This is a genomic window from Salipiger sp. D13, from assembly GCF_003703915.1.
Classification (GTDB): domain Bacteria; phylum Pseudomonadota; class Alphaproteobacteria; order Rhodobacterales; family Rhodobacteraceae; genus Salipiger; species Salipiger profundus.
Genome location: NZ_ML112592.1, coordinates 230,785 through 252,978 on the forward strand (window position 1 = coordinate 230,785; position 22,194 = coordinate 252,978).

At 67.1% G+C, this 22,194-nt stretch carries 24 protein-coding genes; 3 read left to right on the top strand and 21 right to left on the bottom strand.

Annotated features, from left to right (window positions below):
* The first annotated feature begins 1,210 nt into the window (after window positions 1-1,210).
* Together D6860_RS25875 and D6860_RS07910 are read left to right on the top strand one after the other, a co-directional pair.
* Entirely contained in the window at window positions 1,211-1,552 is a 342-nt protein-coding gene (locus tag D6860_RS25875) for a DUF4258 domain-containing protein (protein ID WP_083697732.1), read from the top strand.
* On the top strand, window positions 1,549-2,049 hold the full coding sequence (locus D6860_RS07910) for a helix-turn-helix domain-containing protein (RefSeq protein ID WP_076622273.1): 501 nt from the start codon (window positions 1,549-1,551) through the stop codon (window positions 2,047-2,049). The genes D6860_RS25875 and D6860_RS07910 overlap by 4 nt, the downstream gene beginning before the upstream one ends.
* Window positions 2,050-2,113: 64 nt before the next feature.
* Here D6860_RS07910 and D6860_RS07915 read toward each other — a convergent pair whose 3' ends face one another.
* Window positions 2,114-2,305, bottom strand: coding sequence for a hypothetical protein (locus D6860_RS07915; protein WP_076622274.1), 192 nt, complete (start codon window positions 2,303-2,305; stop codon window positions 2,114-2,116).
* A 250-nt stretch (window positions 2,306-2,555) separates the two neighbouring features.
* Between D6860_RS07915 and D6860_RS07920 the strand changes: the two genes are divergently transcribed.
* Window positions 2,556-3,074 (top strand): hypothetical protein, encoded by a 519-nt coding sequence (locus tag D6860_RS07920; RefSeq protein WP_128549228.1) that lies wholly within the window; start codon window positions 2,556-2,558, stop codon window positions 3,072-3,074.
* A 247-nt stretch (window positions 3,075-3,321) separates the two neighbouring features.
* Here the strand turns inward: D6860_RS07920 and D6860_RS07925 are convergent, their stop codons facing one another.
* The 20 genes from D6860_RS07925 to D6860_RS08020 form a co-directional block, all read right to left on the bottom strand.
* Window positions 3,322-3,678, bottom strand: a complete 357-nt coding sequence (locus D6860_RS07925; protein WP_229743226.1) for a hypothetical protein — start codon at window positions 3,676-3,678, stop codon at window positions 3,322-3,324.
* Window positions 3,679-3,753: 75 nt separating this feature from the next.
* A complete protein-coding gene (locus D6860_RS07930) occupies window positions 3,754-4,305 on the bottom strand; it encodes an N-acetylmuramoyl-L-alanine amidase (protein WP_076622275.1) in 552 nt (183 codons plus the stop codon).
* Between the two features lie 67 nt (window positions 4,306-4,372).
* The gene (locus D6860_RS07935) at window positions 4,373-4,813 is read right to left on the bottom strand and encodes a hypothetical protein (RefSeq protein WP_076622276.1); all 441 of its coding nucleotides are present in this window, start codon (window positions 4,811-4,813) and stop codon (window positions 4,373-4,375) included.
* A complete protein-coding gene (locus D6860_RS07940) occupies window positions 4,810-5,127 on the bottom strand; it encodes a hypothetical protein (protein WP_076622277.1) in 318 nt (105 codons plus the stop codon). The genes D6860_RS07935 and D6860_RS07940 overlap by 4 nt, the downstream gene beginning before the upstream one ends.
* A gap of 165 nt (window positions 5,128-5,292) precedes the next feature.
* Window positions 5,293-8,364, bottom strand: coding sequence for a hypothetical protein (locus D6860_RS07945; RefSeq protein ID WP_076622278.1), 3,072 nt, complete (start codon window positions 8,362-8,364; stop codon window positions 5,293-5,295).
* Window positions 8,365-8,374: 10 nt separating this feature from the next.
* Window positions 8,375-11,677 (bottom strand): TipJ family phage tail tip protein, encoded by a 3,303-nt coding sequence (locus tag D6860_RS07950; RefSeq protein WP_076622279.1) that lies wholly within the window; start codon window positions 11,675-11,677, stop codon window positions 8,375-8,377.
* Window positions 11,674-12,075 (bottom strand): NlpC/P60 family protein, encoded by a 402-nt coding sequence (locus tag D6860_RS07955; protein WP_076622280.1) that lies wholly within the window; start codon window positions 12,073-12,075, stop codon window positions 11,674-11,676. Before D6860_RS07955 ends, D6860_RS07950 begins: the two co-directional genes overlap by 4 nt.
* Window positions 12,072-12,596 carry a hypothetical protein gene (locus tag D6860_RS07960; protein WP_076622281.1) on the bottom strand — a complete coding sequence of 175 codons (525 nt, stop codon included), beginning with the start codon at window positions 12,594-12,596 and terminating at the stop codon, window positions 12,072-12,074. Before D6860_RS07960 ends, D6860_RS07955 begins: the two co-directional genes overlap by 4 nt.
* On the bottom strand, window positions 12,593-13,018 hold the full coding sequence (locus tag D6860_RS07965; protein WP_076622282.1) for a hypothetical protein: 426 nt from the start codon (window positions 13,016-13,018) through the stop codon (window positions 12,593-12,595). Before D6860_RS07965 ends, D6860_RS07960 begins: the two co-directional genes overlap by 4 nt.
* A complete protein-coding gene (locus D6860_RS07970; protein ID WP_076622283.1) occupies window positions 13,015-16,890 on the bottom strand; it encodes a phage tail tape measure protein in 3,876 nt (1,291 codons plus the stop codon). The genes D6860_RS07965 and D6860_RS07970 overlap by 4 nt, the downstream gene beginning before the upstream one ends.
* Window positions 16,887-17,174, bottom strand: a complete 288-nt coding sequence (locus tag D6860_RS07975) for a DUF7697 family protein (protein WP_076622284.1) — start codon at window positions 17,172-17,174, stop codon at window positions 16,887-16,889. Before D6860_RS07975 ends, D6860_RS07970 begins: the two co-directional genes overlap by 4 nt.
* A gap of 23 nt (window positions 17,175-17,197) precedes the next feature.
* Window positions 17,198-17,659: a hypothetical protein gene (locus tag D6860_RS07980; RefSeq protein WP_076622285.1), complete on the bottom strand. Its 462-nt coding sequence runs from the start codon at window positions 17,657-17,659 to the stop codon at window positions 17,198-17,200.
* Window positions 17,659-18,633: a phage tail tube protein gene (locus D6860_RS07985; RefSeq protein ID WP_076622286.1), complete on the bottom strand. Its 975-nt coding sequence runs from the start codon at window positions 18,631-18,633 to the stop codon at window positions 17,659-17,661. Before D6860_RS07985 ends, D6860_RS07980 begins: the two co-directional genes overlap by 1 nt.
* A gap of 3 nt (window positions 18,634-18,636) precedes the next feature.
* Complete coding sequence (locus D6860_RS07990; protein WP_076622287.1) at window positions 18,637-19,071, bottom strand: hypothetical protein; 435 nt, start codon at window positions 19,069-19,071, stop codon at window positions 18,637-18,639.
* Complete coding sequence (locus D6860_RS07995; protein WP_076622288.1) at window positions 19,071-19,739, bottom strand: DUF6441 family protein; 669 nt, start codon at window positions 19,737-19,739, stop codon at window positions 19,071-19,073. Before D6860_RS07995 ends, D6860_RS07990 begins: the two co-directional genes overlap by 1 nt.
* Window positions 19,736-19,954, bottom strand: a complete 219-nt coding sequence (locus tag D6860_RS08000) for a hypothetical protein (protein ID WP_076622289.1) — start codon at window positions 19,952-19,954, stop codon at window positions 19,736-19,738. The genes D6860_RS07995 and D6860_RS08000 overlap by 4 nt, the downstream gene beginning before the upstream one ends.
* Before the next feature lie 27 nt (window positions 19,955-19,981).
* Window positions 19,982-20,290 (bottom strand): head-tail joining protein, encoded by a 309-nt coding sequence (locus tag D6860_RS08005; protein ID WP_076622290.1) that lies wholly within the window; start codon window positions 20,288-20,290, stop codon window positions 19,982-19,984.
* A complete protein-coding gene (locus D6860_RS08010; RefSeq protein ID WP_076622291.1) occupies window positions 20,290-20,640 on the bottom strand; it encodes a hypothetical protein in 351 nt (116 codons plus the stop codon). Before D6860_RS08010 ends, D6860_RS08005 begins: the two co-directional genes overlap by 1 nt.
* A gap of 51 nt (window positions 20,641-20,691) precedes the next feature.
* On the bottom strand, window positions 20,692-21,729 hold the full coding sequence (locus D6860_RS08015) for a major capsid protein (protein ID WP_076622292.1): 1,038 nt from the start codon (window positions 21,727-21,729) through the stop codon (window positions 20,692-20,694).
* Window positions 21,730-21,806: 77 nt separating this feature from the next.
* Window positions 21,807-22,175, bottom strand: a complete 369-nt coding sequence (locus D6860_RS08020; protein WP_076622293.1) for a head decoration protein — start codon at window positions 22,173-22,175, stop codon at window positions 21,807-21,809.
* Window positions 22,176-22,194: the final 19 nt, after the last annotated feature.

Genomic DNA, 22,194 nt, shown 5'->3' on the forward strand with positions numbered 1-22,194 from the left:
CGCTCAAATGGCTGTTGGGCGTGACGGGGAGATCGGAGACTGGGTAGCGGATTTGATAGGTCTCATGTTGGCAACCAGCCTTGGCCTGTCACTCAGAAGTGCATTTCTGAAGTTCAGAAGCCGGGCGACGCGAGCAAGAAGCGCAACTTGACGGAGGCGAGTAGAAGGTTCGCCGGCCGGACGGGAATAGGGCACAGCCGTTGACCTCCCCGATTAGCTTGATGGCGCAACCGAAAGGTGCCAATGAACCTTTCTATCTCAATGCGTTGCGCTGGAAACGACGCCATGTAGCGCGCACGCTGCATCAATGGCTTACAAGCCGTTTTGGAAACTCCCTCAGACCACTGCCTCCTGAAGCCAGTGCCAGTTCGCATGTTCGGCAAATCCCCCGCCCTGTTCCCGATTCCGGCCTGTTTCGGGCGGTTTCAAATGCGGGAAACCGGACGAAAATCGAGGCTACCGCCCTTGCGGAAAAGAGCCCTTGCCGGCGCTCCACCCGACGCGGATCTCGGCGGGGCGCCCGCGCCGGCCGCACCGGCTGCAGACGAGCCGCGCGATAACCTCATCACGAAGCGACCACGGCGGATCGTTCAGCCAGTCCGCCGGCATGTCCTGCATCCACAGCATGACGCGGTGACCGCAGGCGCATTGCAGAGACGTATAGTGGCCGGGTTCCATTCGGCCCGAAATAGCGCCCGAGAGGCGCAAGGGGAGCCCCGCGCCAGTCACAGCGCGGGGCGGGACAGAAGCGACAGCCGCGAGGGCTGCCTTGGTGTGCTGAAAGCACCTTTCATTGCCGGGGAGATGTAGCGCCTCGCCGCCCGGCCCGGTCGAGGCGCAGCCCGCCAACAGCGGCGGGAGCTCGGTAAGCGCTACCGCCCGAGAACGGCAGTGGAAACGGTTCGCGTGGTTGCGGTGCCGGAGGTCGGCGGCATCGCGATACCAGCACCCTCCACCGCCTCCCGGTAAGCACCGTCGCGCCCGGGCCCTAGCTTGTCAGGTTCTTGATCAGCAGGGTTACGTGAGACCCCTATGCACTGCTTGATGAGCCACATCGCTAGCGAAGGGGAAAATATGATTCGCGTGGAGTTCTGTCCGTTCAGACTAGATACAGCCTAAACTTTAGATAAATCACAACATTTAGTGACTAGAAAAACGACTGCACAACCGTCATAACTATCACATTGATAGGTGAGCGCAGTGAGTGACGATGCCAGAGCAACGTTCAAGTGAGAGTGAGAAAGGGAACCTACCCCGACCACGAGCGTTGTTAGAACTCATACGGTTCCTAGCCTCAGAATCATCGCATGTGATCCTTACAGAGCACGCCATGGATCGCATGGACGAGCGCGACATCACTACGAAGATGATCTTCGACGTGTTGAGAAAAGGCACACTGTGCGGTGGCGTAGATGAGGCGAAGGCGAAGGGAGACTTCAAGGCGAAGCTTACTTATCAGGTGCCGAACCGACGGCATGTCGGCGTGGTCACAGTGGTGAAGCAGTCTGAGAAACTGATCATCGTGACTGTTGAATGGGAAGATGGGAAATGACTTCTGAGTTCTACGTAGATGGGAAAGAAAAGGCTGAACAGCCGTACGTCTATCGCGTATCCGGACTTGATGATGTGGTGCTACTGAACGGCTTTACGCGACACGACACAGAATATGGGCCTGGTATCTCCATCGATCATATCGATGAACTGCACCTCTCGATTGCTCTCCATATAATCACCTCTAAAAAAGCGCTTTCTCCTAAAGAATTTAAGTTCTTGAGAAGCGAAATGGAGATGACGCAAGATGAACTCGGCACCAAGCTCGGTGTCGATGGGCAAACAATCGCACGATATGAGAAGGGCGTCACCCAGATCTCCGGCCCGGCGGATCGTCTAGTTCGGGTGCAAGTGATCCGGCACTTCATTCCAGAAGAAAAGCTGCGCCAACTCTTGCAGCAAGCAGAGGATGCAGTTGAACGTGACTCGTTCGACAATGACCTCCCTGCGCGCTTTCGTGAGAACCATGGCGAGTGGGAAGAGGTCTGCCACACTTAATAGCTTTTCAGTCTGGACGAAAAGCCCGGCATTTTGCCGGGCTTTTTATTTTGGGCGCCACACGTCAGCGTTTGATTACCTTCGTCGCGGTCACGCGCCCATAGATCGCCAGCAGGCCGCCGACCGCGCTCACGATGGCGTCAGCGTGACCCGCGATGCCCTGAGCGGCGGCCACCACGCAACTGAGCCAGGCCAGCGCTTCGTCCATCATCGCCCAGCCTGTCGCATCCCCGTCGGAGCGAGGCAGGTCGGCCATCACGATGACGCTGTCGCGCCCCCAGGCGCAGGTAAAGCGTGCTTAGCGACCGCGGCGCATACCCCAGAAAGACCTTCCGAATCATAGGGCCTGAAACTAATCAGTAATGAAGGACTTTTGGAGACTAAGAAATATGCCACGCGTTCCAGCGATTTGCAGTACTTGCGGCCTGATGTACAATTCAACTTTTTCAGGTGGTGTCGGGAGCAATTTCAAAGATTGCACGGACCTTTGCCCAAGGTGCCATCATATGGCAAATGTCGTAAATGGTTACTTCGAGATCATCGGCGACACGGTTGCATACATCCTCGATCCAGATATACCGCGTCACTCAAAAATCGCTCTCATCGCGGAAGCCAAGGATGTCGCAAATAGGACCTCCACATCAAAGCGATCGATTGCCCGTCTAGAGAAGGATGACCGCCGCGGCGCGATGCTTCTAAGAGATTGGGTTTCAATAGGCATAGCTTTCGTAGGCGCGATGGGCACCATTGCCGGACTCGTTCTTCAGCACTTTGATCGCGGATCGAACTCTGACCCTACTGAATTCGCCTACGAACAAATGGAGCGTCACCTCCACGAGAACACAATCTCGCGACCACCGAGTCCGCTTGCCCCCTTCATCTCATCCCGCCCAAAAGAACGGCCATCGTCAGTAAGCAGTCAGCCCCAACAGGCTGATGGCAAGCGCGCCCATACCAAAACCAAAAATGAAAACCGAAAGGCGCGACGGGCGCGCGCCGCGAAGAGTCGCGAGAGAAGAAACTAGATTCATGTTGGCACCTCTTACACCCAACGGACGGTAGAACACCCATTTAGAAACGGTAAATCTCTCAGCATCGCGCCGGACAGCGCCATCAGATGAGCCTCCGCGCGGACCAAAGCGCGAGAGCTGGGGGCAGACGAGCCACCAGCAGGCAGCTGGCTCTGCGATCCGGTTCGGATATGGGGGCCGGGAAAAGTCTAATGCTGGCGGCCCGGCCCACCCACCGCCGACACCGCGCCGGCGGATCTTGTTAGGCCGGGACCCCCACGGCTATCCGCTCCATCGCCTCGCGGTAGTAGCGGACGGCCAGCCGATCCAGCACGCCATCCCCGGGCACCAGAATGCGGATCGCATCGGGCACGCTCTCCTTCGCGTGCATCACGGCCTGCGCCTTGATCACCTCGAGCCCGGCATTGGGCCCGTCGCGCAGCGCGGCCTCCACGCCGGATTTCAGCGCCGAGTGCAGCGCATCGCGGGCGTCACGCTCGATTGCCATGCCGGTCGCGGCCTCGAAGGCACCGGCGGCCCGGTTGATGATGAAGGTCAGCACCGCGCCGATCAGCGCCACAAGCGCGGGCGTCGCCGCGTCCAGAAGTTCGGTCCACATGGTCGTGTCCTTTCGATAGGCCGCACGCGGCGGCAGAGAGGACCAGCGCCAAGCGCCAGTCGGTGATGGGGAAGGTCATTCGCCGGCCAAGGCGCGCTCTGCGGTGTCGCGGATCTCGGCGAGGCGCCAGCGGAGCTTCGTCGCGGCGGTATAGTCGGGGTCGGTCGCCGGGTCGGCCTCCACCGGCCGCAGCGCGCCGGCCAGCCACTTGCCGACGTTGAAACCGGGGCAGGCCTTGGCCGCATACTCGTTGTGCCCGCTGATCTTCAGGCCCGGCCCGTAGCTGCTGTCCAGCTGGGCCAGCAGCTCGCGCAGCGCGGCGTCCTGCGCCTCGGTGAAGTGATCGCTGAAGGCGTCCGTCTCGGCGCTGCCATGGCCGCCGAACAGAGAGACGCCGATGGTCCCGGTGTTGTGACCCCGGACGTGCGCCCCGATCCGCTCCACAGGGCGGCCCTCTGCCACCGTGCCGTCGCGGTCGATGAGGAAATGGTAGCCGATGTCGGACCAGCCATTGTCCTCGACGTGCCAGCGCTTGACCTCGGCCACCTTGGCGCCGGTCGGATAGCCTTCCATCCAGTCGGCGCGGGTGGCGGTGGCGTGGACGATGATTTCGGAAATGTCGCGCATGACGTTCTCCCATGCAGAAGGGCCCGGCGCGGCGGCCAGGCGGTGAAGGAGGTGTTGGTGGGTGGCGTCAGCTGCCGCCGGTGCCCTCTGAGCAGAACGGCCCGAATATCCGGCGCCGGCCGCGCAGGTCTTCCATGACGTAATCGACGCAGACGCGGTGCGCGCCCGAGGGCTGCGGACAGCCGCCGGTGAAACGGTCGAAGCTCATGCCGAGGGTGCCCGAGGTTTCCGGGCGGTAGGTCCACGCGCCGCTGTCATCGCAGACCGTGCGCCAGCCCTCCCCAGTCGAGATCTGCACGCGGGCCGTCCAGTCGCCACGCAGGACGCGCTTGATCATCCGCGTGTAGAGGACACGGTCGCCGTCGAGCTGCAGCGACACGTCGATCCACGGGCGTTGCGATGGCCGGTCGTCCCAGGCCTCGGTGAGCGGCTGGAACAGCAGCAGCGCCAGCCAGCTGACGATCAGCATGACGCCGAGGGTGCGGTTGGAGACGTCAGGACGGGTCATTTCTTCCTCCCGATCACGATGGCGACCCACTCGGCGAGCTGGCGCCCGGTGAGGCCGGCAAGGCTCTTGGCGATCGCATAGCCGGTCATCGCCAAGAGGCCCGCCACCGCATTGCCGTAGACCGCCGGATCACGGCCGAGCACGTCGAGCACCGGGCCCGGGAACACGGTGGCACAGAAGAGGCCCGAGATGACCCGCGCCACCGCCATCCGGAAGGTCTGTTCTTCGCTTGTGAGGATCGAGACGAGGATGCCGCCGATTACCGCGGCGAGCATCCAGACGTTCTCGCCTAGCCAGGTTGTCAGGTGCTTCATCCTGCCCCCATCAGATGAGCCCGCCTGAGCGGGTCAGAATTTGAGCAGCGCGGAGATTTCCCGCGCTGCCTTGAGGCTGTCACGGACCGCGCCGTCAGCGGGTCACGTCACCAGCGTCCCGTTGTCGGACGTGATCGTCCCGGCTCCATCGGTGGTGGCAAATCATCAGTTGTCGTTGATCGTACCGAGACCTGCCGTGCGGGCTGTCGAGCCGCTGTCTACCAGACCGTAGCTGTCGATCCGCCCGCCGGGGATCGCGTAGAGCGCAGCCTCGGAGCAGTCGAATGTCATGCAGTTGTAGAGCGTAGCCTTCTGCTCTCCCGTGCCACCAAAGCAGCTCACCCCGCGAGGGTTGCCGCGCAGGATCAGGTTGTGGCCCTCGAAGATCGTGCCTTCGCCGTCGTCTTCTGGGCCGTTGAGGACCGCCACCCCGGATTGCTCGGCATCGGAGCGCCAACCGTTATCTGCAATCGTCACGTGATACGCCGTCACTTCGGCCCCACTTGCTGGCGCGCAAGCCGTCGATCCGCACAGTTCTATGATCCCGCCCCGCAGCGTAACGGCAGACCGCTCGTGCGCCGAGTGACCGTCATCCCATGCCAGGATCGAACACATTTCCTCGCTGACCTGGAAGTTATCGAGCGAGGGTCGGCCAGTGGCGTCGGTCGAGCCGTCCACGTTCCCGTGGATGTTCCAATTGTCGTTGCTCGACCCGATGACCGTGCAGAAGCGATCGACGCCACAGGTGTAATCCAGCGACAGCCCGTCCGTCGGGGCGCCGATCACCGTGACACCCTCCAGCAGATACCGGCTGCAGTCATTCATCACGAGACCCATGAACTCGAAGGTGAGGCCCTGCATCTCGATCTGGTTCCAAGGATGCCGGTTAACGTAGCCGGTTCCCTGCGGAACAACGACGGTCATGCTCAGGGCGTCAACGCCGGTCGGCGCGTTGACGTAGAGCACGTCACCGCTCCACCACCACGAGAACTCCGTCGCGGCCTCAAGCGAGTCCATATCGGTCGGCCCGGCGTAGAGCGGGTAGTGCGGGCAGCGGTGCGAACGCCCGCGATGCGCCGGGTGACGCTCTGCCAGCGTGATCGCGCTCCACGGCTCTTCCTGGACGAAGACGAACCCCGCCGGATCTGACACGTCATTCATGTAGGGCTCGGTCGTGCAGGCCGCCTGGTAGACGTTCGTGCGCCCCGAGACAGCCGTGAACCCGGTAACCTCCACACCGCCGCGAATGATCGGCTTGGCGTCGTTCTCGGCGATGATCCTGACCTTGCCAAACAGGTTGCCGTCGATCTCCATGTCAGCCGCATCGTAGATGCCGTCGCGCAGGATGATGGTGCTGGCCCCGGAGGCGAGCGCCTGTTTCATCGTCGGGAAGGCGCGCGTCGGGATCGTGCCGACGTTCGCGATGTTGCCTGACGTGGAGACATAGGCCATCTTGCCTTCACTCATGAGTGCTGGCGTACGGGCCGAAAACCGCTCTGCCCGCCCTTTCGCCGTCAACCACGGGAAGCCGACAACGTTGGTGCCGCCCGCGCCGAATCCCTGCACATACATGCGGATTTCCGTGCAGTCGTCCGCGATCACCTTGCCGATCACGCTCATGCGGTAAGGCTCGGTGTCCGAGATATCGGCCGGAAAGGTCTGCTCCTCCCGGTAATCGCCGTTGCCATCCGATAGATCGCGGATCTCCGTGCCGCTGGCATCCATCTGGCGGATCAGAAACCGGCCATTGGAGTAGCTGCTCAGAATGGTTGCACCGCCGGAATAGTAATTGCTACCGATCACCTCACGGGGCACGCGCACGAAATCCCCCTGACTGTCGCTGTCCCACGAGACGGCGGGCACGTTGTAGTTACCCATGATCTGGGTGAACTCCGTCGTCGCACCCTCGAAGCGATACCAGTCCGCGAAATTCGGGATCGCCGCGTCCAGATCCCGCGAGAACTCGGTAAGATCCTCGCGCACCTGCGGCAGCGTCAGCCCCGCGGACAGGATGCGCCAGTAAGAGCCGGATTTGCGGATCTCGTGGAATGTGCCGTCCACGATCTCTCCTGGCTCTACGGCTGTGCCGTCTGCGCGGCGCACAGCAAGGGGGCCAAGGCCGCCAATGTCGAGAGTCGGATCGGCGGCGGTGTTCGTGTCGTTCGGCAGCCAGAGCACGACTTGCCCGTCGATATAAGCGTCGTAGCCGCTCGGTGCAGAAGCGGTTTGCGCGTCGGCTGTGCCGCCGGACGACGAGACCGAGACGATGGGCGTGAACTTCGCAGCCTTCCCGGCCAGACCATCCACCAGCGGCCGGTTATAGCCACGCGTTAGGATATTGAACTGGTCGGCCGCCCCGGAGACGCGCACCAGGTAGGGACGCCCACCGGAAAGGTCATCGGCCACGAGATCCCCGCCGCCCTCATCCTTGAAGGGCAGCGGCCCGAAGCCGCCGATATCGAGCGTCGGATCGGCGCCCGTGTTTGCGCCGCTCGGATAGACCAGGAATTCCTGCCCGTTGGCATAGCCCGTCATGCCCGCCGGGGCACTCGCGGTCATCACGTCGCCGGTGCCGGTGGCGTTCAGCGTCGGTATGGGGGCGTTCAGGTCAGCCGCGAGGATGTTCACCCGAGCTTCGTCCGGATCGTCAAGGTCGGCGAGGTTCTCGTCAGAGGCAAGCTTGGCGTCCAGCTCATCAAGCAGGAAATTGCCGTTCCGCGCCTCAGTGAAGGTGATCGGGTCGGTGCCGATGGTCGTGACCTCGGACCCGGTGAAATAGGTCTTGCTACGCCCAACGGTTCCGCCAGCAACGTAGACGTAGGTGCCCTGCACCTCGGCCCCTTCGTCCATGTCGGTGGCGCGCGCCCATGCCCCGGAGGCCGTCACCCAGATCCCGTTCTCGGCAGGGGCCGTCTGCCCCACCAGCAGCACCCGCGAAGCGCTGGTCGTGACCCCGTCGATGGTCTGCTCGCCAGAGCGCGTGACGTTGCTGGTGGCAACCACCTCAACCGGCCCGCCCGCCGTCGGACTGCCGCCGGCGATCACCGTGCCCTCGAGCGCGGTGACACGGTTGCCGAGCGCGTCGGTCACCGTGACCGGCGCGAGAATACCTGCGGCGGCGAGCACCGTCCCGAGCGCGCTCGTGGACAGCAGCCCTGTCGTGCCATTGTAGACTGCCAGAAGCGAGTCAGCCGAAGAGAGCGCGCCCTTGTCGGGCACGCGGATTCCATCTGCCATGGGATTTACCTCAGATGATGGTTGCAGTGATGGCCGAGGAGATCGCGCTGGCGACGTCGTCGGAATTGACCGCCGCGAAGCGGTAGGCGTGGGTGCCCTGCGGTGCGCAGGCGGCGCTCTCCTCGTAGATCTGCGCCTCCTCGATCGACCCGTCGAAGTCGGAAGTGGCGACGATCTCGACCGTGTCGTTGCCGGTCACGGCATCGAGCGAGAACAGGGCCAGCCCGTTCTCGTCGATGGCGGAGGTGGCGACAGTGGTGCCGCCGGTCAGCTGCACCGTGACGCTGCCCGCCGTGCGGCCCGAGACGGTGAGCGCGCCGCGATACGTCTTGCCGGCGGTGAGCGCGACGGCCTGCGAGAGCGTGCTGGCCGCCCCGGCGGTGTGGGTGGCCGCGCCGTTGGCGATGGCCCAGCCACCGCCCGCCGTCCACGGGCCTGCGTCGTTGAAGCTGCCGCCGGCAAGCAGGTTGGTCCGGGTGGCGTCGCCGTCCACGTAGGTGACCGAGGCGTTGCGCCCGACCGCGATGGTGCCGATCTCGTCCGTCTCGGTGTCGAGCGTGTCGCCGAAGGCCGTGCGGAATATCCGCAGCTCGTCCGTGTAGGCATCCGCGACGGCGATCTCGAGCACCGCCCGGCCGAGGTCGGCCACCGCCGAGATCGAGCCGGTGTCGGGCGTCCCGGCGAGATCCACCGAGTCCGCCCCGACGAGGTAGTCGAGCGTGGCGGAATAGGCCCCAGCGGTGCCCGACCGGGTGTAGGCCACCAGCCGCAGCTCGACCGAGTCGTCGAGCTGGTAGCCGGTGATGTCGACCGAGCCCGCGCTGCCCGTGATGGTCTCGGTGGTCCACGCCCCGGCCCCGTAGAGCCGGTGGTCGACCTCGATGCTGCCGATCGGCACCAGGTCGCCCGGGTCGCTGGCGACGCCCACCCGCAGGGTCCGCGCCGGGCTGCCGAACAGGCTCTCCTCGGCGATGGTCGCGATGCCGGCGAACCGCGGCGCCGAGGGCGTGAGGTCCACGGTAATCGCGGTGCCGATGATCGGGTCCCATTCGGCGGGCACGTAGGCATCGGTCAGCGCGTCGATCTCCTCCGCGTCGTTGGTGAGCGTGAGCCGCACCGCGAAGTCCTCCGCCGCCTCGATCTCGAGCACCCGGCAGGGGACGGTCTCGGTGCCGGCGGGTCCGAACAGCACGACCGCCCCCACCGGCGGCGGGGCCCCGCCCGCGACACGCAGGCCGCGCGGCTGCCCCGGCACCGGGAAGACGGTCACGAGCGCGCTGTCGCCCACGGGGTCCTCGGCGTCATAGGCGAGGTAGCGGATCGCGTGCTGCGCGCCCTCCTCGAAGCGCAGCATCTCGTCGAGGAACACGTAAGGCCCGTCGACAGACAGCACCCGGCCCGCCACCTGCACCGAGGACAGCACGTCGTGGCTGAGCAGCACCTTGTCGCCGCGCGTGGCCGAGCGCAGCGGGCCCTCCTGCATCACGGTGAAGCGGTCGCGGCGGTGAATGATCTCGAGCATCCGCCGGTGGACCTCGCGCGCCACCGCGTCGGGATGCGTCTTGCCGGGCACCTCCCACTCTTCGATCAGGTTCACCGGGCCCGCGTGATCCGGCCACGGCACGATGATCTCGGCGTCGGCGTAACCGTCGGTCTCGTCGAGGAACTTGACGCGCACCGCGTCGGGCGGGTCGATGTAGTCGCGCGACCCTTCGAAGTCCCAGGAGTTGCGCGGACTGATGTGGTCGGCCACCTCGTCCTGCGGGCGGTCGATGACCACACCCCAGCGCGCGCCGTCGTGGCGCGGCGAGGCGCGGCCCGCCATGGCGATCTTCGCCAGCATCTCGCGCAAGCTCGTCTGGCTGCGGTGGTCGGCGTCGTAGGTCAGCCCCTTGGCGTCGCAGTAGTCCCACCAGTCGGCCATCTGGTCCCAGTCGATGCCGGCGTCGTCCACCGGGAACGGGTGGTGGTTGCCCTGCAGCGCATGGACATAGGCCGAGGCCGCGTTGCGCGACAGCCCCTCGCCCCACGCCTCGCCGTCCCAGACCGGCACGTAGCGGCGCACCAGCGCGTTCAGCTTGTCGAGCGTGCCGTTGAGCTCGTAGGTCGCCTTGATGCGCACCGAGGCCAGCGCCACCGGCTTGTCGAAGTTGACCGGATACTCCGGCCGGATCGACTGGACGGCGGCGAGGAAGACCCGGTTGTTCCGCTTCGTGCCGTTGTCGCGCGGCGTGAGGTTGGTGACCTCGATCTCCCAGGTGCCCCGGCTCGGCAGCGTCCAGGTGATCTGGCGGAAGAAGGCTTCGCGCTGCTTGGCGACATAAGTCTCGGTCGTGACCTCCGACCAGGTCTCGGTGCCGGCGGCGCGCTGGCGGATGCGCACGTCCATGTCGGTCCAGCCGAGATCGCCGCTCGACTTGTTGTAATGCGCCCCGTTGGGCCAGTGCAGGATCACGCTGGCCTGCGTCGCATGCGAGGCCGTGGTGTAGACATGCGGCTGTTCCACGCGGTCGCCGTCGATCTCGTTCCCGGCCTCGTCGATGGGCGGCTGCGGGTTCAGAAGCTCCACCTGCACCGATTCCTCGAGCACCTGGTCGGGCGTGATCGTCACCGGGGCATCGCCCGCGACGCCCTCGCGGATCTGGATGTCGACGCCGGCGAACTCCGAGATCGGGGTCTCGCCGATGCGGATGTCGGAGATGTCGAGCCGCCCGTAGCCGAAGAGGAACAGCGCCCGTATATACTGGAAGTCGCCCACAACCTCGGTGAAGGGCTGCGCGGCATAGACCGGCGCCACCCGGATCTGCCCCGTGGGATAGGGCACCGGCTCGTCCGGCGTCACCTGGTTCCGCCATCCGGTGATCTTGTAGCGGCTCTCGGTCTTTTGGTCCTTCGGCACCTGCGGCTGCGGCATCAGGCTGTTGATCAGCGCCGAGGTGATGGCGACGCTGGCGATGGCGGTGGTGACGAGGATGGCGTCGAGCGCGAAGGCGCCGAGGCTCACACCGGTGGCGGCGTAGTAGGCCCCGCCGATGGCGCTCGACACCCACGCCCCGATGCTCACCGGGTCGCCCTCGACCACGCGGATGATGACGGTGGTGCCCTCGTGCGGGCGCACCCTGCCCCACCACGCGCGCGGGATGACCTGGTATTGGTCGCGGTAGCTGATCGCCACCCGGGTGCGCGCCAGCACCCCCTCGCTTGCCCCCGGCAGCGTCGTGGCGACGATCTCGGCGATGGTGACGGTGCCGGCCACGGCGAAGGGCTTGCGCGCCTCGGGCGAGACGCCGCGCATCATCAGGACGTTGGTCACAGCAGGGCCTCGTGTCGGAAGGCGCCCGAGAAGCGGTCGCGCCAGGTGGGATCGGCGCGCGGCACGATCACCGCGCGGGACCGGGCGTGGACGTGCAGCATCCGCGCCCGGTCGACCGCCACGGCGACGTGGCAGTCATGGCGCCCCACCCGGAAGAGCAGCGCGTCGTAGGGTCGGACCGTCTCGACCGGCTGCCACGGGCCCGCCGCCGCCTCGCCGGCCAGCAGCGCCGCGATCTGCGCGTGCTCGGCGCAGGTAGCATAGGTGCCGGTGAAGCTCGGCAGGGCGATCCCGAGGTCCTCGGCGTAGACGAGCCGCAGGAGCCCGTAGCAATCGCAGCCCGCCCGGTCGCGCCCGAGGTCGGCGTGGGGGATGCCCACGAAGTCCGAGAGGCTCACCGGAAGAGCCCCGGGAAGCGCTGCTTGCCGATGATGTCCATCGGCGCGCCCTCCTCCTCGATGGGCTTGCGCGAGGCCGAGATCGCCACCTGCGCGCCGTAGGTGCCGCCCGTCACCTCGAGCCCGAGGAACTGCTGCTCGGGCGTGTCCGGATCCGAGGCCATCACCAGCGCGATGTTCGCCGTGGCCCGCGTCTCGAAGCTGCGCAGCAGCGCCGGCAGCGTCGCGTCGAAGAGATCGAGCGTGATCCGCACCGCCGCCGGCACGTCCTCCTGGTCGCTCGGCAGCTCCAGCGCCGCCGCGACGAACTGCCAGTGATCGGCGACCGGGTCGGCGCCACGCCAGCCGGAGCGGGTGCCGTAGACCAACGGCTCGATCGAGATCCGCTCGGTCGGATCGGTGCTCAGCCGCAGCGGCGCGGCGAGGTTCGGATGCGTGATCTCCAGCAGCACGACGAAGAAGTCTTCCGTCGCCGCTGCATCGAGGCTCCGGCGCGCGTTCAGCGAGATGGCCCGGGTCATGGCAGCTCCACCACAGAGAAGGTCACGGTTTGCCGGGTGATCTTCGGATCTCCGAACTCCGGGGGCGTCTCGCCCCAGAGGCAGAGCATGACCTTCGACCACAGCAGCGGCACGCCCGCCTCGTCGGTCAGCATCGCGCCGGTCTCATCAAGCAACGGCAGGCCATCGACGGTGTAGTCCGGCATGTAGAACGGCAGGCTGCCATCGGCGCAGTCCTCGACGTAGAACCGGTCGAACAGCGCGACCTGCCAGGCATGAAGCCGCATCGAGAGGCTGAAGGTCACCGGCACGGCCGAGTAGCGCCGGGCAAACTTAGGCGGGCCCGCGTCGAAGGTACGCCGCCGGCGCGGATCCGACCGCTGCCGGCGGAAGCCAGAGACCTGCGGCCGGGGAAGCTCGGGCGGGAACGTCGGAATCCTCATCGGCGCGCCCTCGGTTGCGTGAACCCTCGCCGACGCAGCGTGCGGTTGGCCGCGCCGCCCGGGGTGGTCATGGCCTCGTTCACGGCCTCGGAAAGCTCGAGCCGCTGCAGCCGCGAGCCGTCCGGCAAGGTCTGCTCTTCCGAGGTCACCTTCACCCCCACCTTGTCGATGATCTGCTGGTTGAACTGGAACGCGCCCGGCCTGCCCGGGGCCGCGCCGCCGCCAAGCGAGCCGCCGGTGGCGAACTTCGGCAGGCGGCGATTGCGGATCGCCTCCATGAACTCCACCCCGTAGAAGTCGACCGCGGCGGCGGGTTGCATGAACTCGCCCTTGGAGCCCCAGAACAGCAGGTTGTCCTGCCGCTTCCCGCCAGTCCCGGTGAGCTGCCCCGCCGCCCGACGCGGGCGCGCCAGGGCACCGCCCCCGGCATAGCCATCGATCTCGCCACCGTCGGCCTTGCCGCCAATACCGAGGACGCTCGCGCCCACGCTCAACAGACCCGACCCACCGCCAAGCCCGGAGAACATGCTTTGCATGAGCTGCGCGAGGTAATTCCAGACGGGGTCGAAAGCGAGCGTCCAGAGCTTGTCGAGGATCATGCTCGTAAGATCATCCCAGAACCCCGCGATGCCGTCTCCGCCGGGCTTGAGGTTGTCGAAGAGCGCGGAGATCTCGCCCTTGTAGGTCGCAATCTCGTCGGCGAGTTTCTGGTTCTTCTCCTTCGTCTCTTCCGACTTGCGGGCATCGGCGTCCTTCGCGGCCACGAGCCGCCCGTAGGCCGCCGCCTGCTCGTCGATCACGTCCGCGAGGATGCGGCCATCCTCGGTCGTCGTCTTCGCAGGATCGATCCCGGCCTCGCGCGCCCGCTTCAGGGCCTCGTACTGGAAGGTGAGCTGCGCCTGCTGCTCGACCGAGCGCCCCGCGAGATCCGCCTCGAGGCGAAGCTGGTCGAGCTGATCCCGACCCACGCTCACCACCCGCGCCAGCGCCTCGGCCTGCTTGTCGAGTTCCTCCGTCTTCGTCGAGCCACCCTTGCTGTCCTTCCCGTACATCCCGAGCGTCTCGGCCGCCCAGCCCGGCACCGAGGCAGAGGTGTAGTCCGGGCCCCAGGCCCGCTCGGGACCGGTGTCGAAGTGCAGGCTGCTGGAATAGACCCCCACGCCGCCGAAGCCCGCGACCGACCGCGCGAGCTTGATCAGTTCGAGCCGCTCGTCGATCGACATGCCCGACACGTCGATGTCGAAGGCCTTGCCGCTCATGTGCTGGCTGTGTTTCGCGCCACCTGCCGCCTTGTTCTCCTCGGGCGAGCGATAGTCCGAGAGGATGTTGAAGAGCTTGCCCGAGGCCTGCTCGAGCACCGCCAGCGCCCGGATCGCGGCGGGGTCCATGCCCTCGCGGCTGAAGGAGGAGGTGGGCTCGCCCCAGGGCTGCATGCTGGGCCCATTCTGCGCATCTCCCGCGATCCGCGTCGCTTGGTACTGGCCGTATACGCGGTTGAGCCGCGCGATCTCATCGGCCGCGCCCCTGGCGCTGTCGCCCGCATCGTCGAACGGCCGGTCGCCGGAGATCTGCTCGGAGAGGTCGCGGTTGTCCGTCAGCCGGTCATTGATCGCCTGCAGCTGCGTCTCGACCTCGGCAAGATCCCCGGCTTTCTCGCGGAACCCCTCAAGGCCTTCCGAGCGCAGAAGCTTGCCCGCCTCCAGCGCCTCGGTCAGGGCGCGCGCCAGGTCGTCGATCGCCTGAGCCGCGTCCGATTCCGTGGTGGCATTGTCGATCGCCGCAATCTCGTCCGCGAACAGTCCGGCCTCGCGAGCCAGCGCCATCAGCTCTTCCACCGCACCGCTGCCGACGAGCCGGTCGCCGCTGTCGAGGATGTCGACGAGCCGATCGCGCACCGGCTCGAGGTTGCTGCCGACGGCCCGCAGCGCATCGACCTCCGCCATGAACTCCGAGAAGCCCATGCGCCCCTCCTCGACCGCCTGGGCAAGTTCGTACATGCGCGCGAGGAAGTCGTTCTGCGCATCATCCGGCCAGAGCAGCGCCTCGAGATCGCTTCGGTCCGAGCCATCAAGCGATGCCGCTGCACCGAGCCTCGCGCGCAGATCGTCGATCCCGTCACCATCGAGGAGGCTCCCGGTCATGGCGCCGCGCGCGTCCATGTAACTCCGCTCGAGGTCCGCCCGCGCCTGCTCGAGCGCGGCCCGGGATTGCGCCAGCATCTGCTGGGTGGTCGCGGAGATCTCGCCGCCAAGGCCCTTCTGCTCCTCGGCGGCGCGCCGCGCGGCCTCCTGGTAGGCGTCGAGCGCCTCCCCGGCGCTGGACGCCGCAGTGACGGCACGGTCGAGCGCATCGGCCGTCGCGTCCGTATCGAGCCCGAAGGCAATCAGAGAGCCCGCGGTGATCGCCAGCGACAACGGCCCGCCGAGCACGCCGGTAAGGGCGCGTGCGGCGATCCCCATGCGGGTGAGCGGACCGGCCGCGCGGCTCGCGGCCGTGCCCACGCCGGTCGCCGCCCCCGCGATCTCGATCAGCGTCGCACGCAGCGCCACCCCCTTCGCGATCGCGAGCGTCATGCCCTTGCCGACGAGGTAGACGGTCAGCGCCTGCGCGACCCGCTCGGCGATCTCCTCGACCTCCTGGAAGTTTTCGGTCAGGAAGCGCAACGCCTCGGTCAGCCGGCGCACGAAGCTCTCGGCGACATCGAGCCCGCCGTTCTCGGCGGCTTCCAGCTGCAGCGCCTCCCAGGCGGCCGCGACCTCCTTCAACGCCCCGTCGAGCCCGCGCAGCCGCACCTCCGCCTGCTCCTGCGCCGAGACCTCGCCGATGCCCTGCGCAAGTTCCCGCATCCCCTCGGCGCCCTGCTTCGCAAGCGCGGCGGCCGTGCGGATCGCGTCAGTGCCGAACACGGTTTTCAGGGCATCGTTGCGCGCCTCCTCCGACAGGTTGGCCAGGCCGTCCTGCAGGACCTGCGCGATCTCGGTCATGCTCTTCATGTTGCCCTGCGCATCGAAGAACGCGAGGTCGAGCTCGGCCATGACGGCCGCGGCCTTCTTGCTCTCCGGGGTCAGGCGCTGGAGGAAGGTCTTGAACGACGTGCCGGCATCCGAGCCGCTCGCGAAGCTTGAAGACGTCGCCGCGAGCACCGTGAGGAAGTCCTCGATCTCCACCCCGGACGTCCCGGCGACACCACCCGCCTGCCCGATCGCCAGGCGCAGGTCGTCGAAGCCGAACTTGGATTTCAGGGCGGCGCCGGTCACCTGGTCGACGATGTCCGGCAGCTGCCCCGCCTCGAGGCTGAACTGCTGCATCAGGTCCGTGACCAGGTCCGCCGCCGGCGCCATCTCGGCACCGAGCGCGCTTGCCAGCGACACCGACGACGACAGCGCGCCGTCGAGGATGTCCGCGACCGAGACCCCGTTCTTCGCGAGCACCTCGATCGCCTCGGCCGCCTGCATCGCGGTGAAGGCGGTCGTGGCCCCGAGCGCCTTCGCGGCATCCGACAGGCGACCCATGTCGGCCCCACCGGCCCGGGTGGCCGCCTCGACCCGCTGCATCATCGCCTGGAACTCGCGGCCCACGTTGAGCGAGCTGCGCCCAAAGGCCACGATCCCACCGGCGAGCGCCGTCGTGCCCATGAACCGCGCCAAACGCGCCAGCGCCGGCAACTCGGCAGAGACGGCCCCCAGCGAGCCCTTCAGCTCGCGCGCAGCCCGATCGGTCTCGCGCAGCCCGGTGTTGGCGGGCTTCGTTGCCGTCTGGATCCGCCGCAGGCTTTTTTCCCCGGAGGCCCCGAGGGCGCGCAGGTCGGCCTCGAGCTGCTGCTTGCCGGAAGCCGACAGCCGGATCGTGTAGTTTCGCGTGGCGTTGCTCATTCAGCACCGTTTCGCTCACGCATCCGGGCAGCGGCCTCGAGAAGGCCGGTCTCCCAGTGCGGAAGCAACAGAGTTGCAATACGTGGTGGCACGCCCTGCGCCTCCATGAGCGCAAGACAGGCGGGCAGGTCGAGCCCGGCATAACCGCCCGGACCGATGCGCCGCTGGTGGAACAGCTCCGGGCCGGCGGCCGCAATCGCGCGGCCCTCGACCGTCTCGGGCTGGTGGGTGTCTTCGGGGCACGCGCCCTCGCCGCCGAACCGCGCGCAGGCATAGCCGGGCATCGCCCGGCACTCCGCGCAGTGACTCAAGCCTCCGCTGTAGCGGTATCTTGCGAGGGCGCGGAGACGTTTCCCTCCCGCGCCACCTCGACCCAGGGCGTGAGCAGGCTCGCGTGCAGCGTGCCCGCGACGCCGGGGAACAGCTCGAGGAACTGGTCGAGCGTCTCCGCCGTGAGCGGCGCGGGCGCGCCGTCGGGCCCCTCGACACCGGTCCAGCCGTCGCCGAAGCGGACGAGCAGGAGCTTGACCAGGTGCTGCGCGGCCTGTCCGCGCAGCGCCTCCTCGTACTCAGGCCCGAGATCTTCCTCGTCGCTGCACTCGGCGGCAAAGGCCAGCTCGGCGGGCAAGGTCTGGCGCGCGAGCCGCATGGCCGTGGCCTCCGCCTCGCGCCAATCGGCATACCCGAAAGCACGATGCGAGACCGTGACGTCGTAGCCGAGGTCGATGGTTCGCGCGGCGCCGACTCGCCGCGAGAGACGCAGCACCATCAGGTCGGGTTCGCGTAATCGGCGGTAGCGTTCAACAGCGTGACCTCGATCAGCTGCTGACCCGTCGCGGGCCGCGCCGCGCGCCAGTTGAAGGACTGGGAGATCAGGTTCCGTCCCTCCACCGGGACGCCGCTGCGCTCGAGCACGACACGCGGCACGCTGATCGAGAGGCTGTAGCTCGCGCTGATCGTCCAAGCGAGCGAGAGCGCCATCTCGGTGCCGGCCGAGGCAGCATCGTAGTAGGTCGCATCCCGGAAGCGGGCGTTGAGCGAGCCCGAGAGGTCCCAGAACCCGAGGTCGATGTCGGCCGCCGTCGCCAGCCCGTTCAGCGTTTCCTGGTCGGCCTCGCGCCCGGTGCCGAGCGTGAGCCCCGCCTGCGTGATCCCCGCCGCCTCGCTGCCATCGATGCTCAGCAGGCCCTGGAAGCCGACCGGCACCGGATCGTTGGCAAAGGCGATCGGCGTGCTGTCGAGCGTCGCGCCCGCCTTGACCTCCTCGCGCCCGATCATGTTGAGCGTGGCGCGCTGGCGCTGCCCGTTCTTCTGCGCCTGGATCTCGAGGCTCTGCACCGCGAGGCTGTCCTGCGTGAAGTGCTGGCCGACGCCGGCATGGCTGATCCCGTGCGTCCCGAGCAGGATCTGCGGGTTCGCGGCGGCCGTGAACACGTGGCTGTAGGGCGCCTCGGTCCCGGTCGTGGTCGGCAGGCCGAGCAGCTGCGCGAGATGCCAGCCGAAGCTGTCGAGCCCGAGCGGCACTTCGATCGAGCCGCCGAGGTTGCGCAGCCCCGCGACCAACTCGCCGGCGTAGCTGTCACCGTAGATCGCATCGTCATTCGCGAGCTCGCCCGAGGGCGTGACGTTGTAGTTGTAGAAAGGCAGCGCTTGGAACGCGCCGTCGGCCGCGCTCTCGGCGGTGCCGAAGGTGGTTTGGCGCCGGGCGAGCAGTTTCGCCTGGTCTCCGCGTGCATTGGGCATGGGTCACTCCATCGGGTTTGCGGTGGTCACGTAAAACAGGGTCACGGGAAGCACCGCGCCCTTGAGGGTCTCGGCCCCGGCCATCGGGACCTCGTCGGTTTCCTGCGGTGCATCGATGTCGAGGTAATCGACCGCACCACCGAGGCTGCGGTCCGCAAGGAGCAGCCCGGCCGCCGAGATGAGCGATGCGTCGAGGCCTGCGTCTCGCAGGGTGTCGGTCGCGCCCTGCACCACCGCCTCGATCTCGATCACGCATTCGAACTCGCGCCGACCGGTGCCGAGCTGCCGCCCGACCTCCCGCGGATCGCCCGGCACGATGTTGAGCACGCCCGCCTCGGGGCACTCGACCGGCAGATCCGCCGAGCGCAGCACCGTCGCCGCATGGCCCGAGAGCGCGCCTTGCAGCGCGACGAGTGCGGTTTCGATCTTGCTTGGCATCAGCGAAGCCTCCGGCGTTTCAAGGTGTTGAATGCAGCATCGATGTCAGCCGCGAGCCCGGAGACCGCTGCGCGCTCGACTTCGGCAACGTTCAGACGACGGCGAAGTCGGGCGCGCGGGACAAGCCAGAACATTGGCACGGTGTGGAGCCCGTACCCGGTCTTCAAAGCTCTCTTGCTGCGGGAACGCGCATAGCCGCCACGTTTCGACGCGCGCTGATTGTCGACCACGAGCAGCGAGGTCCCACCGCGAACGTAGACGAACCGAAGCGGGCCGAACCGGTCTTCGGGGAAGTTCGAAGGGGTCAGGCGGTCGCCCTTGCGGCCCAGCTTCGGTGCCGAGGGGGTCGGGATCGCGAGGAACCGCTGCTTGTTGGCGCTGATCGTGACACCCTTGTCAAAGGCCGCCACAAGCTTCTCTGCTTTCGTGAAGACATAGGACGCCGCACCGAGGCTCGAGACCCCCTTGGGGTAGTTTTCCTGCCGCCAGCTCTTCGCGACACGACGCCCCAGGCCACCGGAAAGCACATCGGCACGAAGCGCGTGTTTCAGCACCGTGGCCCGCGCATGCACGCCCTTTGTCACGGCGCGCTTCGCAAGGTCCAACTCCTCCGCCATGTATTGCTCGAGGTTACCCTCGAGCGCCGCCTCGAGCCGGGTGCCGGTCATTCTTCGGCGGTCCCTTCGGCGTCCGGGGCAGCCTTGTCGGCGGGCCGCGACGCGGCGCCCTTGGCCGCGATGTCATCGGCCATCGTTTTGGGCACGGTGCCCGACCACCCCGCCGGGAACTGACGCACCCGGCCCGGTGCGATGTCGACATCGACCGCGCGCAGGGTTTCGATCTCCGCCGTGGGGGCGGAGGCACTGGAAGACTTGCGAGGCATGAGGGATCTCCTGGAAGGGGGAACAGCTCAGACAGCGATGGTGTCGAGCTGGGTCTTGTAGCGACGCGGATCGCGGACGCGGGCATGCTGCACCCGCCGCCGCTCGCCGACGAGCGCGAGGATCGCGCCCTTGCCGTGGCCCGCGAAGGCCGCCGACAGGATCTCGAACAGCCCGGTCTCGGACTGGATCCGCATATCCCCGAACTCCGCGATCCCGTCAGGGCGCGCAGGCAGGAGCATGACCTCCCGCGCGATGCCGTCGGGGTCGAGGACAGCCGGAATGCCATGCCTCCGGAAGCTGTCCTCGACGCTGCGCAGGAACGGGTCGACCGGCATCAGCTGTCGCCGCTGCCCTGCGCGCCGAGGAGATCGGACCCGGCCTGCCCGGTGGTGGCCCCGGCCTTGGTCGCTCCGGTGGGGCCGGCCTCGGTCTTGGCAGCGGTCTTGGACGTCGCACCATCGCCCGCACCCTCCTGTCCGTCGGTCGCATCGACCACCTCGATGGGAAGGTCGCGCGCGCCCTTCCCGTCCGTCTCGATCGCATCGGCGACGGCGGCGGGCACGATGCCGGTCCAGCCCTTCGGCAGGGTCCGGCGGTTGGAGGCGTCGAGGCGGTAGCTGTAATCGTCCGTCATCCGCACGCGCACATCCGCGGCGGTGTCTTTTTGCTTGCTCTTGCGTGGCATGGGGGGCTCTCCCTCGGGAATGGACCCCGGCCCGGCGGCCGGGGCTCAGAATCAGTTGGAGGTGTGACCGCGCACCAGCGTGCCCGGACGCATGCAGATCTGCATGTTCTGCATCATCGCCTCGACATCGACGAAGCGATCCTCCTGCCGGTCGGGGAAGACCGCCGAGTAGAAGTCGCGACCCGGCGTGTTCGCCATGCCGATGTAGTCGGGCGAGCCGTTGAACGTCCGGAACGTCTGGCGCGTGCCGAGCGGCAGGAATGCCGCCTCACCCGCGGGGATGAAGCTGCGGGTGACTGTGGTGCCGTCTTCCTGCGGCACCGGGGCCTCGGCGAGGTATTCCTTCCAGCGGATCCCGCCGAAGTCGAAGCCCGCCGAGGTATCGTCGCGCAGCGGGTCGCCGCCGTTGGCGTTCTGGAAGTACTTGTAGCGCTCCTTGAAGTCCGCGTGCCCCATGAGCTTGTCGGTGAAGTCGGGATGGATCAGGCCCATCACCCCGGTCATCACGTCACCGAGCAGCGACAGGCGAACGTGGCGCGTCACCTCGCGGCACTTGGCGCCGAGGTCGGTGGTGCCGGTGCCCAGCACGAAGTCGACCGACTTGCGGGTGATGCCGAACTTGTCGAAGAGATCGACCAGCTCGGTGCCGTCGGCGTCGAGCACCACCCCCTGGATCGCCTTGGCGCGGTGATACTCGCGGGTGATGTCGATCGAGCCGCGCAGTTCCTCCTGCCGGTCCATGACCTCGTCCTGCGCCTGCTGCAGCTCGGTCTCGGAGCCGAAGGCCCGGATGTTGTCGATGTCGTCGGCGGTGATGCGCGACTTGAGGCCGAAGCGCTCGGTGCGGAAGTCGACCATCTTGCGCTTGCCGCGCGCCTGGCCGGGGAGCGGCGAGCCGCGCTCCGACGACTGCACCAGCTGCAGCACGCCGTTGTGGCTTTCCACCGAGAAGGCGGTGCCGCGAATGCCCTTGGAGCTGAAGAGCCCCATGGCACCGATCACGCCCCACTGGTTCGGGATCACGCGGATCGCCTCTCCCAGCGCCATGGCCGAGAAGGCGTCTCCCTTGAAGATGTTGATATGGGCCATCGGAGGCCTCCTGTTCTGGAATGGCGCCCGCGGGCGCGAATGGTTGCACGCCGCCACCCCGGGCGGCGCGACGTGGATCAGGTGGTGACGATGCCTGCGTCGGCGAGTGCGGCGCAGGCAGTGTCGCGCTCGCCTTCGGTCGACCAGGTGGCGTCGAAGAGAAGCCCGAAGCGACGGCAGCGGGTGTGGCGAGCCTGGACGATGGCATTGGTCACATCGGCGGAGGCGGCCGCCGCCGCCGTGTGCAGCACCGCCACCGGCGTCTCGGACCCGTCGGTCGCGGTCCGCACGCTGCGGATGAACTTGCCGGACGCGGTGACCTTGCCGAGCACCGTGCCGGGCGCGAGGTCGGCACCGGCGCCGATGGTCACGACGTCGCGGCTGTAGTCCGCCACATCGTACAGAAGGAAGTCGCCGGGCGTCCGGCCTTCGGTCAGGGTGGGCATCGTGATGTCCTTTCGGGGG

Excerpts from the sequence above, each read along its gene's own strand:
- D6860_RS07990 (WP_076622287.1), bottom strand. The coding sequence starts at position 19,071 with ATGCCAAGCAAGATCGAAACCGCACTCGTCGCGCTGCAAGGCGCGCTC.
- D6860_RS07965 (WP_076622282.1), bottom strand. The coding sequence starts at position 13,018 with ATGAGGATTCCGACGTTCCCGCCCGAGCTTCCCCGGCCGCAGGTCTCT.
- D6860_RS07945 (WP_076622278.1), bottom strand. The coding sequence starts at position 8,364 with ATGGCAGATGGAATCCGCGTGCCCGACAAGGGCGCGCTCTCTTCGGCT.
- D6860_RS07980 (WP_076622285.1), bottom strand. The coding sequence starts at position 17,659 with ATGGTGCTGCGTCTCTCGCGGCGAGTCGGCGCCGCGCGAACCATCGAC.
- D6860_RS08020 (WP_076622293.1), bottom strand. The coding sequence starts at position 22,175 with ATGCCCACCCTGACCGAAGGCCGGACGCCCGGCGACTTCCTTCTGTAC.
- D6860_RS07920 (WP_128549228.1), top strand. The coding sequence starts at position 2,556 with ATGGCAAATGTCGTAAATGGTTACTTCGAGATCATCGGCGACACGGTT.
- D6860_RS08015 (WP_076622292.1), bottom strand. The coding sequence starts at position 21,729 with ATGGCCCATATCAACATCTTCAAGGGAGACGCCTTCTCGGCCATGGCG.
- D6860_RS07930 (WP_076622275.1), bottom strand. The coding sequence starts at position 4,305 with ATGCGCGACATTTCCGAAATCATCGTCCACGCCACCGCCACCCGCGCC.
- D6860_RS07915 (WP_076622274.1), bottom strand. The coding sequence starts at position 2,305 with ATGGCCGACCTGCCTCGCTCCGACGGGGATGCGACAGGCTGGGCGATG.
- D6860_RS07935 (WP_076622276.1), bottom strand. The coding sequence starts at position 4,813 with ATGACCCGTCCTGACGTCTCCAACCGCACCCTCGGCGTCATGCTGATC.
- D6860_RS07970 (WP_076622283.1), bottom strand. The coding sequence starts at position 16,890 with ATGAGCAACGCCACGCGAAACTACACGATCCGGCTGTCGGCTTCCGGC.
- D6860_RS08010 (WP_076622291.1), bottom strand. The coding sequence starts at position 20,640 with ATGCCACGCAAGAGCAAGCAAAAAGACACCGCCGCGGATGTGCGCGTG.
- D6860_RS07910 (WP_076622273.1), top strand. The coding sequence starts at position 1,549 with ATGACTTCTGAGTTCTACGTAGATGGGAAAGAAAAGGCTGAACAGCCG.
- D6860_RS07925 (WP_229743226.1), bottom strand. The coding sequence starts at position 3,678 with ATGTGGACCGAACTTCTGGACGCGGCGACGCCCGCGCTTGTGGCGCTG.
- D6860_RS08005 (WP_076622290.1), bottom strand. The coding sequence starts at position 20,290 with ATGCCGGTCGACCCGTTCCTGCGCAGCGTCGAGGACAGCTTCCGGAGG.
- D6860_RS07975 (WP_076622284.1), bottom strand. The coding sequence starts at position 17,174 with ATGCCCGGCTATGCCTGCGCGCGGTTCGGCGGCGAGGGCGCGTGCCCC.
- D6860_RS25875 (WP_083697732.1), top strand. The coding sequence starts at position 1,211 with ATGCCAGAGCAACGTTCAAGTGAGAGTGAGAAAGGGAACCTACCCCGA.
- D6860_RS07995 (WP_076622288.1), bottom strand. The coding sequence starts at position 19,739 with ATGACCGGCACCCGGCTCGAGGCGGCGCTCGAGGGTAACCTCGAGCAA.
- D6860_RS07960 (WP_076622281.1), bottom strand. The coding sequence starts at position 12,596 with ATGACCCGGGCCATCTCGCTGAACGCGCGCCGGAGCCTCGATGCAGCG.
- D6860_RS08000 (WP_076622289.1), bottom strand. The coding sequence starts at position 19,954 with ATGCCTCGCAAGTCTTCCAGTGCCTCCGCCCCCACGGCGGAGATCGAA.
- D6860_RS07940 (WP_076622277.1), bottom strand. The coding sequence starts at position 5,127 with ATGAAGCACCTGACAACCTGGCTAGGCGAGAACGTCTGGATGCTCGCC.
- D6860_RS07985 (WP_076622286.1), bottom strand. The coding sequence starts at position 18,633 with ATGCCCAATGCACGCGGAGACCAGGCGAAACTGCTCGCCCGGCGCCAA.